Below are 12,957 nucleotides of genomic sequence, written 5' to 3'. Positions count from 1 at the left end.
ATAACCTCCATCATAAAATTCGTAAAAATAAATCATATGTAATTACAAATGTGGGGAGGAGATATAAAGGTTTCTTCTAGGCATAAGCATATACTCAAACACAAATTCTTTCTCAGTTAATCGATACTGCTCGATGGTGTAGGGACCACAGCTTCCAGAGCCGACTCCCGTCATCGCATAGTCAATGTTCCAGACAGTGCAGCCGCTTTTTTGTAGCTCGAAATGATGTTTTTTGGCAGCCAGTTCTTCTCGGGTATACTCCGAGGCGCAGAAACTGAAAGGCTTTGTGCTGTATGCCTTAAGTGTTGTGTTCGCATTCGAGAGTGAACATTCTTCTGTGCCATAGTGCGAGCCGTTCTCCTGCGGATAAATATAGTTTTCAAAAAGCTCAGGTACGGTTGCGATAAACATACTTTTATAACTACCAGCGTGTTTGTCGCTGTAGCTCTCTTGAGGGCCATAGCCAAAATAGGTGCAATTTTGAAAATCTTCGGTCAGAAAATATCGCATGCCAAAGCGCGGCAGATAGGCTAGGTCCTGACGGACGGATACATGCAATGACACTTCTATAGCACCGCTTCCATACACATTATAAACTGCTTGAATATTGCAGAAAGAAGCAGCACGATCTGCAACAAGTGATAGAGGGCAGGTAATGGTAACACAAGTATTAGATTGTTCTACCGATGTTTCGTAAGTATAGGTATAAGCTGCATCCAGTTCTAGGCTTTTCCATGACCGTTTACTATAACTAGCTATTCCAGCCTCATTCATATCGTTATCAGTAGGGGCACGGTAAATATCAAACTCAGCTGGTCTGGCAAAACACTCGATGCCGTTTATCACACACGAATCAAACGTGCCCAATGCAGTATTGAAATGATAGGAAAATGCTTCTCCACACACCAGCCATCCGGTTTTGGTTTGCTCAGCCGTTACGGCAGAGTACGATACAGGCAAGGACACACTCATGTCCTCTGTGGAAAGATCAAACTGATCAAATCCAAGCGATGTTCCGGCCGGGATCAGCGGATGAGTGTTTTTTTGCAGATATTCAAACTTCAGATAAACACGAGCACCGTCTATTGGCGGCAGCGAAAGCGGTAATGGTGCTTTTGCATGCGGAGCAAGGTTGAAGTTAGCAATGCTACCTTCTGCAATTTTAGTACCGTTTTGCTCCAGCGACCAGACGATGGTAACAGCATCGGAGAGGTCTGCAAAGTCCAGCTTGTTTTCTGTAGAGAATGTATTTCCTGCTCTTGTTATATGAACAGGGCGAGCACAATTCTTCAGCTCCAGCAATCCGGTGTGCGGTGTACGGTCGGGATAAACCAATCCATCCACACAGAAATTCCCATCATGCAGCTTTTCGCCAAAATCCCCGCCATAAAGATACTGCGTATTGCCAATTGAATCATACTGTAGAATGGCATGATCACACCATTCCCACACAAAGCCTCCGGCAAAGCCATCATAACGATAGAACAAATCATAGTATTCGGATAGACTGCCGGGACCATTGCCCATAGCATGGGCAAACTCACACAAGATCAATGGCTTTTTGCATTCCTGAGCCAGCTTTTCTGTATATTCTAGATCAGGGTACATATAGCTTTCTACATCCAGAATATCAAAGTTGAATTTCCCCTGATCCTCAGGTATAAAGTTTTTTGATTCATAATGAAGCAGACGTGAGCTATCTAGTTTTCGCACAGCATCAACAGCAGCTAACGTATTGGCACCTAATCCACTCTCGTTGCCAAGTGACCAGATTACTACACAAGGGCGGTTGATGTCGCGAGTGACTAGACGCTGCACACGATCTACAATAGCCGTTTCAAACCGCGGATCGTGATGGACAAGCGCATACCAGTCATCTTCGCGATCGCCATGACTTGTCCATGCGCCATGCGTTTCCATGTCACCCTCGTCAAGCACATAAAAGCCGTATTCGTCACACAGATGATAAAATTCCGGCGCATTCGGATAATGCGAAGTGCGAATGGCGTTGATGTTATGCTGCTTCATCAAATGCAAATCCATTACCATTTGCTCGCGCGAAGTCACATAGCCGGTATCGGGATAGCTGTCGTGACGGTTTACACCTTTGAACTTGATCGCCTGACCGTTGACAAGCAGCACATTACCCTGAGCGGATATCGTGCGAATTCCGATCGTGTCAATAATTCGTTCCTGTAAGGTATCAAGAACCATCTGATATAAATACGGCTGCTCGGCATTCCAAAGCACAGGATTTTCTAAAGTCAGGCAAAGCGTGTCGTCGCATGTTTCCCCCTGTGCCACGGCCCTGCCCTCGGCGTCCAGGATTTTGACGGATTTAACAAGTGTCGTGCCGAAATCATCAAACTTGAATGATACCGTGGCACGTTCTTGTTGTAAGGACGTTTGTACAACATAATGGCGTACATGATGTTGCGGGCGTTGCAACAGATATACATCACGGAAAATGCCCGACATACGGAATTTATCCTGTGCTTCCAGATAGGTTCCGTCGCACCATTTTAAAACCATAACGGCGATTTCATTCTCACCATCTTGCAAAAACGGAGTTATATCATATTCCGCAGTGGAATGTGAGATCTGACTGTAGCCTATAAATACGCCATTGAGAAATACATAGTGACAGGAATCCACACCTTCAAAATTCAAATAAAACTGCATTTCCTCTGTAAGCTCCACGGAGAAGGTGCGCTTATAAACACCGCATGGGTTCTCTTTTGGCACAAAGGGCGGATTATACGGTATCGGATAATCAATGTTGACATACTGATGCTTGTCGTACCCGTACATTTGCCAGTTGGACGGAACCGGGAGGACGTTGTCCGAAACACCCTCCAGAGAAGTTTCCGCAAAGGAAGGATAATACGTAAACTTCCAGCTTCCGTTCAAGAGCAATACACGCTCATTATTTTCTTTCGATGTGGTGTTTTTGCTGGGTGCACATGGAATGTAATAAGCCCGGTCTGGCATCGTGTTCATGCGAACGATATTCAAATCCTGATGATAAGTATAATTCATACTATCTCTCCATTATCGTTTGATTTATAAAGTGACAGGATAAAATTGATCGCTTTCGGAAAACGCTTTGGCTTGCAGACATACAAGGGCGCTGCGAATCCCGTCCTTTAGTGGGGCGATCGATTCGGTTGTTCTGCCCTGCATCAGGTGTACAAAATTCCGCATGAGTACAATATCACCACCGCCATGACGCGAGCCTTGATCATCGAGACGCACAGTGGTTACTTTATCACTCATATGGTCAAATACTTTGATTTCATTGGTGGCGAAATCGAATTCCACGGTGCCCTTATAGCCATATAACCTAGCCCCTCGCCGCGCAGCCCCTTTACGGGCAAAGAAGTTCTGCGAATACATGACGTGCATGCCGCTTTCGTATTTCACAATCATACTGCCGGAGTCTTCGTTACCGGTGTCTACCGCAAAGCCGCAATAGTCGTTACGCGGAATGTCATTCCGCACATGAGTGATATTGTAAGTGCTATCCATACAGGTTTCCCATTTGTCACATTCGCTGCAGCGAAGGCCGGCAGGCATGTCGCCTTTATAAATTTGTTTGGATTTCATGGCACAAACGTTCACGGGTTCTTCACCGAGCAGATAGTTGATGACATCGATATCATGCGTTGCCTTTTGCAGGAAAAGCCCCTTAGAAGCGGATTCATCTCGATACCAGTCGTGGAAATAAACAAATCCATAGGGAACATCGTTGAACGCCTGTACATGCTCCACCTTACCAATCGTGCCGGCATCCAGAATACGCTTGACCTCCTGCACCAGCGGTGTAACGCGTAACGGGAAGGAAACAACTGTGGGAGCCGTTGCGTTCGCTTCGCAGTCGGCTAACGTTCTCAGATCCTCCATCGTAGTCGCCACCGGTTTTTCCAAAAACAGAGGCAGATTGCGATCCAGTACCTTTTTGGCGAAATAAGTATGCGTGTTGCAGTTCGTACCTACGATCACACCGTCCAGTTTTTCGTTGTCCAGCATTTCATCCGCATCTGTATAAAAGGTAATAGTATCCGGATTCATCTCGCAGCTGCGCAAAAGTCCGTCGATTTTATCGATTCCCATTTGGTGCATCGATTCTTTGGAGCCGTCTTTCTTCATTAAAGCCTGCACGCGCTCATGGTCGGGATCTGCTACTGCCTTGATCTGGACTTCATAAGGTAGCGCGAATAAATCATCCATTAGCATGTCGATCCGCACGCCGTATCCAATAACACCAATATTCAACAAAGGGAGGACCTCCTATTATTTTTTTAGTTCAATTTGTATACGCTCACCGGCTGAAAGGGGAACCGTCTTCATATTTCCAAAGTAATTATGCGTTAAGCGCCGGGCGTTTGTGCGTTCATCCGCAAGTAGCGTAACCATCGTGCTGTACGCTGTAGGATTATACAATTCCAGGTGTATGGAATCCTGATCCCACTGTGTAACATAGCATTCGACATGGTCGAATACCTGAACAGTGCAGCTGGTAAAATCCACATAGACCCCGGGTACTTCCACAAACGTAAGCAGCATGGAAACTTCCGGCCAGTTGGAGCCATAGAGGAATTCACCAACGGTTTCCTTGCCTTCCCAATCACTTGTTTGCACACGTTCATTCATATAGCCTGGAGGCAAATATTTTTTTTCGAGGGTAAACTCCAGATCTTCCGCAAGAGATACATACTGCGGTAAACTGTGTGCAATGGCATGTAGATCCTGCAGATATTTTGCATTACCAGTAAAACGAAACAGCTTGAGAAGACTGTTGCCTGAAAGTGTACAAATCCCAGGAGCAGAATGCTTGTTCTGCGCGTTGGCAAATATCGTGCCGCTGCTATGCACACCACGCTTTGCAGCTGTACTATGTGCAGGGAACACAAAGTCATAGCTCATGACCCATGTCATGGCAATTTCACAGGTATATTCCGCATAGGATAGCCAGATGCTCTTTCGGGTCGTTTCATAGAGCTGGAGATAGCTTTCCAGCATAGCGAAGGCCGCTTCGCTGTCCGGTGCTTGACAGATTTCTCCTGGACAGCCGTTCAGCATGCCTTTTTCTAAATAGTTATTGTAATAATACTCACCGAGCTGTTCGGCGACATCGAGGTATTCCGCAGACTGAAAATATTCGCTTGCCAGTGCCAACGCGCCTACAGCCATACACGCTCCGGCAGAATTGCCTATTACTATTTCTTCTGTAGCCATATCAATGAACTGTCCGAGCTGCCCGTATTTTCGGAACAACCGTACAAATGCATCGCAAAGAGCCCTTACGGGTTGCTCAAACTCGATTGTGGAGTGGTGATTCTCCGAAAGCCACAATAGTTGCTTCATTACGAAATAGAGCAAGTCGGCATTTTTCCGGACGAGCAAAATGGTGTCAGAGTTACTGTCGAAGCCGTCACCATAAAATTTTCCGTTTCCATACATGCCGAACACCCATCCGCTGGGATGCTGCAACCGTGAAAAAATAAAGCGAAGGGTAGACAGTGCGCGCTGACGTGCTTCGGATGTATCTTCCAGTAAGAACGGATAGCTGTTCATGCCTCCACCAATCCAGCCTGCCTGCCAACACTGTTGTGGTATATTCCAGTCGGTCCCTACGGAGTAATATCCTTCTTCTATAAAGTTTTCTCTTTGGTATTTTTCTTTGATACTTATATAGGCCTTATAAAATGGAACGTTATAAAAATGCTCCGGAATCTCCAATGTTGTTTTCGAACTATTCACCTGTTTGAAAAAGTCCCATAAAGATATTTGCTGCCAATGAAAGACACAAGCAGTAAGAGTCAATGTTTCACCTTGCTTGAACAAAGCTCCGGTATCTTGAGATGGAGCTGAGACATCTGGACGAAAGCCCTGTCCGTCGTTTTGATCTCCAAAAAAATATTGCGTATTTTCGCGTACGCCCGGAACGGACAGTACAAAAGAGGCTTGGCGATCGACTTGATTCTCATCGACGGTAAAGCCTGTATAATAACCCCCGCATTGGTGCTCACTGAGCAGGACAGAACCGGATTGATCGTTGAGATCATAAAATCCGCACAAAGAAGATGCCATATCACCAGAAAGCAAAGAAATTCGCGATTGTGTTTTCTCAATATCGAGATGAGGAATGCTGGTTATGACTTCGGCATCTGTAAGTTGGCTATTTTGGGGAGGTGCATAATAAGGCGGATAGGGAAGAGGCAAGCTTGTAAAGCGATTACCATTATAAACCGCACCTGGCATCAATACATAGTTGCTTTTTTTCCATTGTCCTGCCTCCATCGAAAGCGAAAAATTCATTGGAACTGTTGTAACTTCGTGAAAAGACAAGGTAATATCCAAACGTTGGCCATGCGGCAGGGTATGCGTTGTAATCGAAGCACTGCAAGGGTAGCGGGAAAAAGTATATTGACTGTTTTCCAGATTCACGGAAAATTTCTCACAGTCTAGTACTTCACTGCCGTTAAAAGATTTACACATAAGAGAATAACGCATAGTGGGTTCCTTTCTATTTTCGCTTATTAAATAGAAATCCGGTGTAAAATATTGCATACACCGGATTTCATAAAGGAGTGCGAGATTATTTGTTTGTTCTCCAGGCGTCATATTGAGTCTGCTTTTCTTTGATGATATCGTCCACACCTGCAGCTTTCAGGCGCTTGAGGAATTCTGGCAATACCTTAGCAGGGTCAACTGAACCAGAGCTGAGTGCCGGAATCATTTCGGTGGTAACAGCAGAGCAGTTTGCAAGCTGAGTTTTTACAGGTGTCGAATCGAACACGAAGCCCGTTACTGGTGAAATTTCTGCTGTTTTGTCAGCTTCATAGATGATTTTTTGAGTCTCTCTTTGAATCTCACCATCTTTGTTCTTGTCATAGTTAGTACGGTTGAAGTTAGGGCTGTAAGATTGACCAATTTGCCATTCGTTAAAGTTGAAATTGTATTTGCCTTCAACCATAGTAAACTTGCCATTTTCGTCGTAATTGTAGTCAACGCCCTCTTCACCAAGCGTAATCAGTTTGTACAGATCATCGTTGGTGTTGAGCAGTTCAACTAACTGCAAAGCTTTTTCAATATGTTTGGATTCGGAATTGATTGCAATAGCAGCAGTAGAAGCTGCGCCCGCAGGAATCATCGTGCGAGAGGTAGAAACGGTAACTGCAGGAGCATTACCTGCGCTTTTAGTCATAGACATATTGCTGGCGTCAGGATTACCAGGATATTCAATGCCGTCAGGCCAGCTGCCAGTTTTCTCAGCGACAAATTTAGCTGCTTTACGATCAGGAGAAGTATCTTTTACTGTTGCGCCATCCTTGCGAACATAACCTTTGAGGAACCAGTCACGCATAATTTCAGTGTACTTCGCAAAATCTTCCGTCTCAAACTGGTTGATGACTTTGTCTTGATTGTCAAGGTTAATCCAGCCGGGGATACTAGTATCACCCACGGCTTCCATGTTCCATAACAGCGGATTGCTGGCAAACAAGCTTTCAATGGAACTGGTCTCAAAACCGATCATTTCTCGGTGTTTTGCTAGAGCATCGCCAAGGAAAGGCCCTATCTTATCAAGTGCATCAATTGCAGTCTTGTCTTTCACGGCTTTCCAGTCAAAACCGGTTTCATCTACAAGATCAGAACGGAATTTAAAGCCATCTCGTTTGGCAGTGCCCCACTGTTGATAGTTCACGAGTCCATAGATCTTGCCATTTACTTTAACACCTTCCCACAGTCCTTCAGGGATACGGGAATAAGTCTCAGGCGCATATTTAGTGAGGAGGTCAGTCAGATCAGCATAAGCACCTTTGGTTGCGTTTTCAAAGAAGTTAATGCCACCCCAGTTTGCAGTGAAGCTGAGATCCCAATCGTCGCCGGAATTGATCATCAGATTCATTTTCTCGGCATATGTGCTGCTGTCTACAAGAATCAGATCCAGTTTTGCATTGATTTCTTTGCCAATGATTTCGTTCGCTTTCTTCATGACGCGGTCAAAGTCATTGACAGGGCTGTTCATCATGTAGAATTTGAGCTCAACCAACTTTTCATCAGCTGGAGCAGAAGTCGAAGCAGAATCCGGAGCAGAATCATCGGTAGATCCTGTTTCTTTCTGCCCGCAGCCGGTCAGCATCATGGTAAACACCATCGTTACAGACAACAGAATTGCGGAAAATCTTTTCATTGTAGTTCCCCCTAATTTTTATTTAATTTTCCGGTGTTTTACCGGTAAAATTACTCTTTTACAGCGCCTATTGTCAAGCCTTTTTCAAAGTACTTTTGCAGTAAAGGATACAGCAAAATAATAGGGCCGATGGCGAGTACGCAAGTTGCCATGCGCGCGCCTTCACTAGGCAGCATTCCAATAGCAGCCTCCATTGACTGTGAAGCTTGTGCGTTCGACTGCAAATATCCAATGTTGTTCATCAAAGATTGCAGGAGATATTGTAGGGGGCGTAGATTTTGTGATTCAATATACAATGATGCGGTCATCCAGTCATTCCAGTAGGCAATGGCTACAAACAAACCGATGGTTGCAAGCGACGGTTTGGAAAGCGGTAATGCAATCCGGAAAAAAGTACGGATTTCACCCGAGCCATCGATGCGCGCTGACTCGATTAATGAATCTGGAATCGTACGGAAGAAATTTTTCATAATCAGTATGTTAACCGTCGACACCAGATAGACGATAATCAGCACCCAGATGGTGTCCTTCAGATGCAGGATGCGCGTCAGCAAAATGTACTGTGGAACAAGACCGCCGTTGAACAGAACCGGAAGATACACAAAGAAAGTGAGCGCTTTGCGGTGAGTCACTTCGGGACGTGTCAGTGAATACGACAGCATGGAAGTAATCAGCAGATGTAAAAGTGTGCCGACAACCGTGACAGAAATCGTAACGGCATATGCATTTAGAATAGAGCCTGCTCCACTGAATACATACTGATAAGCTGCTGTGCTGAACTCTTTGGGCCAGAAGCGATATCCATCAAGCATCAACGATCGCTCATCCGTAAACGATATGGATACAACCAAAAGCAGCGGAAGGATGCAGGCTAGGCTCATGGCAATAAACGTAAGATGAATCACTAATTTTGAAAAATGTAGTTTTCTCAGAAGCATGTATTTTCCTCCCAATTAGAAACGGATTTAAGTCTTTTTTCAAAGACAGTATTCCGTTTCTGCAGATCGATCAGAAAGTGCAAATTTCATCCTTTCGGATCGATTAAAATAGTGCGCTATCGGGATCCTTCTTTTTAATGATGTAATTCGAGATCAACACAAGGAAGAAACCAACTACCGCTTGATATAAACCAATTGCCGACGCCATGCCGTAGTCATTGACCTTTTTCAGCGAGCGGAATACAAGTGTGTCGATAACGTCTGTTGCTGAGTAAAGAGCACCCGCATCATTTGGAAGCGTGTAGAATCCGTTCCAGTCACCCAGACCGCCATTGAACAATTTCCCAACCCATAGCAGTGAAAGAACAATGATGGTTGGTTGTAAAAGCGGCAATGTAATATGTTTAATACGTTGCCACTTCGAAGCACCGTCCAGTTGCGCAGCTTCATAGTAGTCGGTGTTAATCCCGGCAATCGCCGCTACATACAGCACCGAATAGTAACCGACGTTCTTCCATATATAAGCAATTGGCAAAATGTATCGCCAGTAGGACGGCTCACTGTACCAGTAAATGGTCTCTCCACCGTTTTCGCTAATCATGCTATTGACAATACCACGGTCAACACTTAGTAGGCTGAAGAGAATGAACTGGATGACAATCCATGAGAGGAAGGTCGGCAGCAATATCGATCCCTTATAGGTAGCAGATACAAATTTGTGTTTTACTTCATTTAATAGAATAGCCAGTGCCAATGCGCAAAGCGTAACGGCAACTGCTTGTATTACATTGTAAAAAAGTGTATTGAAGGTAACGCTTCTCGCTGCGTCGGATTTAAAGAAAAACTCAAAGTTTTTGAATAGCGGGTCCATCCATGGACTTCCGAGAATACCATCGCGTGCATTGTAATCTTTGAAGGCAATGATAACGCCGACCATCGGGATGTAAAATAAGATCGCAACAAAAATTAATCCAGGTGCCATCATTAAATAGAAAGGTGTCTGACGGCGCATGCTGCGCAATGTTCTGCGAGGCTTACCCGTGCGATTCGGAATTGCATTTGTAATCGTCTTCATTGTTTCACCCCCTTTCTCTGCATTGATTGTACGTCTGCTATTACTGTAGCTAAGAGGGGGGGGAGCTTCAACAAACAAATATGTTGTTCTTTTTGTTTTTCAACACTGGGTATCTCTAAAAAATAACGATTTCTACAAAGTGTTATAAATCGTTGAGGTATAATTAATTTATCACTATAATAATAATCAATATATTCTTAGGAAGCTGTCACTTGGAGGTCTTAATGAAGCTCTCAAATAAAACACAAAAAGGTAGAACGAGCTTTTTACGCAAATCTTTTTTCTCTTTTTTGATTATCTCGATTATCATCACTGTTTTACTTACGACTTTTTTGACATTTAATTATTTACGTACTACGATTTCATTAATTAACGGTTATAACGAAAAACTGATTGCTCAATCCAATTACAGTATCACCTATCTCGACGAGACCGCCAAAAAATTTGGAAATGCTCTATACACCGACAAAGATATCATCGCCTATTTAAACATGGATGAGAATGATGTGCGTGTTGCAATTGCAGCAAGCAGGGTAATTGACAAACACTTTCTGACACTGAACGACATCGATAGCGTGTATCTTTACAATACGGGGTTGGATTTGTATTACTCCTCACGCAGCGGTGAACTAAAGTCATCGTCTGCATTTTCAGATCAGGCCATTGCAAAGTTGTTAACAGACAAAAAATTTGTAAAAGAGTATCGTGGTCGACCCATTGTGGCATCTGTTGATGAAGCAACACAACCGGCAAATGTGTGTTCATATATATTATTTGAACCAGGGAATACGGAATCTGGCCTAAAAAATGCTATCGTTGTCAACATTCGAACGAAAGCGCTTACGAACTCTATCCAGGCGATTAACAGTAGTGATGCAGTTCCTGAAACATCTTTTTTTGTGGTTGACACAGGCGGTTCTATTTTAAGCATGGCCCTCTCACCGGATTTTGCTCATGACATGAGTGAAGTGCGGACATTAGGTCGGAAAGTGCAGGAACTGGACGGCAACATGAATCAGGTGCAAAAAATTGACGGAATCAGTTATCTTGTTTCGAGCAGTAAAAGTAATGCAAACAACTGGTACATCATGGGCGTTACACCCTTCAAAAAAATTTTCAAGGATGTTATCACTGCATCAATCGTGTCGGCAGGGATCGTAGCAGCTGTATTTATTTTTTGTGCAGTCATTTGCCTGTTCTTGGCACGTAGACTGAACAATCCTATTCAAGCCATTACGAAAATCATAAATGGGGAAGCACCTGAAAAAAGCAATCCACTCGTGTCCGACACGGAAGAATTTCAAGTTATTCTATCGGTATTTGAATCGATGAAGGAGCAAAATTTGCAGCTTGATAAACTCATGCGCGAAACCGGCTATGCTGCCAAACAAGATTTACTAAATTCCCTGTTAAGTGAAAGTTCAACGTATTCGATGAATACTATTCTGGACAAGCTTCATGATCTGGACTTGGATTATATCGCCTCCAATCAGCTGTGTATGTGTCTATTCAAAATAGATAATTACAGTGTATTTAGGTCAGAAAATAGTCAAGAAGAGCGTTGGGCATTGCGTTATGCTATTGTGAATATTGCATCAGAAATAGCGGAGGAAATTCCGTGTGAAATATTTAGTTGTGATTCTGATAAATTTGTAGTGTTAGTTGATTGTGCAGAAGTAACGCAATTTAAGTTAGTGCAGGAAAAAATAGAGCGATATTTGCGCGAAGTACAAAGTAAAACGCAACAATTTATTCGTATATCTTTATCTATGACGTACAGCACCTTGTTTAAGGGAATGGAACATTTGCCTAGCATGTATAACAGTATGAAGGGTTCGATTCAACTCAAGATCCGTTATGGACATGGATGCATTATTTCTCCTTATATGATGGATGAAATCAATATGGATGATTTCCATGTACCTGTGAAGAAGGAAGAACAGCTGATCGAAAAAGTACTTGAAGGAGATATTGAAGGTGTTTTTGTCATATATCAATCTATCAAAAAGCAGTTATATAATTGTTCTTACAATGAAATCATATCATGCATTATACATTTGATTTATTGTCTTTATTCCGGTGTACTTAGCAAGATGCCTGCCATAAAGGATAATCAAGATCTATTTCTGCAGGAGTTGTTGCACAATCTGCAAGATGCAGAAGTGAGCACGGATATCGATGATGTAATGAATACCTTTTTGACAAAGCTCTGCAGTAAGGTAATGATGTTAAAAAACTCGTCAAACAATAACGATTATTTAATTCAGCGCATTCTCGGAATTGTAGAACAGGAATATTCCGATACCGGCTTATGTTTAAGTTCAATTGCTGAAAAGTTGCGTATGTCTCCGAATTATGTAGGTCGATTGTTTAAAACGTCATACGGGCAGTCGATTGCACAATACATCTTTGATTTGCGAATGAAAAAGCTTGATGATTATATGCGAAGCACCAATCTGACCTTGTCGGTGATTATAGAGAAGATTGGCCTTGAAAGGAACAATTATTTTTATACTCGATTCAAGAAGCATTTTGGCATGTCTCTCAGTGAATACAGGCTGCATCTGGGACATGATGTTGATGATGATGATTGAATTCAGGCTTGTACATTATAATTAAATTTTTGATTAACGCCCCTTATCTCTTTCGTTGGAGACGTGGGCTTTTTTTGTTTGGACTGATCTTAGAGAAAATATTAAAAATATGAGGTACAGGGAATATTATTCGTTTTGAAAAAGCAGAAAAAC

At 43.2% G+C, this 12,957-nt stretch carries 7 protein-coding genes; 1 reads left to right on the top strand and 6 read right to left on the bottom strand.

Annotated elements, in window-relative coordinates; all coding sequences use genetic code 11:
- Positions 1 to 42 precede the first annotated feature (42 nt).
- From UQ64_RS20995 to UQ64_RS20970, 6 genes are all read right to left on the bottom strand, one after another.
- Positions 43 to 3,039, bottom strand: a complete 2,997-nt coding sequence (locus UQ64_RS20995; protein WP_060625413.1) for a glycoside hydrolase family 2 TIM barrel-domain containing protein — start codon at positions 3,037 to 3,039, stop codon at positions 43 to 45.
- Between the two features lie 24 nt (positions 3,040 to 3,063).
- Positions 3,064 to 4,278 carry a Gfo/Idh/MocA family protein gene (locus tag UQ64_RS20990; protein ID WP_060625412.1) on the bottom strand — a complete coding sequence of 405 codons (1,215 nt, stop codon included), beginning with the start codon at positions 4,276 to 4,278 and terminating at the stop codon, positions 3,064 to 3,066.
- A gap of 15 nt (positions 4,279 to 4,293) precedes the next feature.
- On the bottom strand, positions 4,294 to 6,501 hold the full coding sequence (locus UQ64_RS20985; protein WP_209445852.1) for a hypothetical protein: 2,208 nt from the start codon (positions 6,499 to 6,501) through the stop codon (positions 4,294 to 4,296).
- Positions 6,502 to 6,601: 100 nt separating this feature from the next.
- A complete protein-coding gene (locus tag UQ64_RS20980) occupies positions 6,602 to 8,197 on the bottom strand; it encodes an ABC transporter substrate-binding protein (protein ID WP_060625410.1) in 1,596 nt (531 codons plus the stop codon).
- Between the two features lie 50 nt (positions 8,198 to 8,247).
- On the bottom strand, positions 8,248 to 9,135 hold the full coding sequence (locus UQ64_RS20975; RefSeq protein ID WP_060625409.1) for a carbohydrate ABC transporter permease: 888 nt from the start codon (positions 9,133 to 9,135) through the stop codon (positions 8,248 to 8,250).
- A 103-nt stretch (positions 9,136 to 9,238) separates the two neighbouring features.
- Positions 9,239 to 10,210 (bottom strand): ABC transporter permease, encoded by a 972-nt coding sequence (locus tag UQ64_RS20970; protein WP_060625408.1) that lies wholly within the window; start codon positions 10,208 to 10,210, stop codon positions 9,239 to 9,241.
- A 224-nt stretch (positions 10,211 to 10,434) separates the two neighbouring features.
- Here UQ64_RS20970 and UQ64_RS20965 point away from each other — a divergent pair, with 224 nt between their 5' ends.
- Positions 10,435 to 12,804 (top strand): AraC family transcriptional regulator, encoded by a 2,370-nt coding sequence (locus tag UQ64_RS20965; protein ID WP_060625407.1) that lies wholly within the window; start codon positions 10,435 to 10,437, stop codon positions 12,802 to 12,804.
- Positions 12,805 to 12,957 lie beyond the last annotated feature (153 nt).

The organism is Paenibacillus etheri, assembly GCF_001012825.1.
GTDB lineage: Bacteria > Bacillota > Bacilli > Paenibacillales > Paenibacillaceae > Paenibacillus_AQ > Paenibacillus_AQ etheri.
This window is presented reverse-complemented; position numbering and strand designations above follow the sequence as displayed.

Excerpts from the sequence above, each read along its gene's own strand:
- UQ64_RS20965 (WP_060625407.1), top strand. The coding sequence starts at position 10,435 with ATGAAGCTCTCAAATAAAACACAAAAAGGTAGAACGAGCTTTTTACGC.
- UQ64_RS20970 (WP_060625408.1), bottom strand. The coding sequence starts at position 10,210 with ATGAAGACGATTACAAATGCAATTCCGAATCGCACGGGTAAGCCTCGC.
- UQ64_RS20975 (WP_060625409.1), bottom strand. The coding sequence starts at position 9,135 with ATGCTTCTGAGAAAACTACATTTTTCAAAATTAGTGATTCATCTTACG.
- UQ64_RS20995 (WP_060625413.1), bottom strand. The coding sequence starts at position 3,039 with ATGAATTATACTTATCATCAGGATTTGAATATCGTTCGCATGAACACG.
- UQ64_RS20980 (WP_060625410.1), bottom strand. The coding sequence starts at position 8,197 with ATGAAAAGATTTTCCGCAATTCTGTTGTCTGTAACGATGGTGTTTACC.
- UQ64_RS20985 (WP_209445852.1), bottom strand. The coding sequence starts at position 6,501 with ATGTGTAAATCTTTTAACGGCAGTGAAGTACTAGACTGTGAGAAATTT.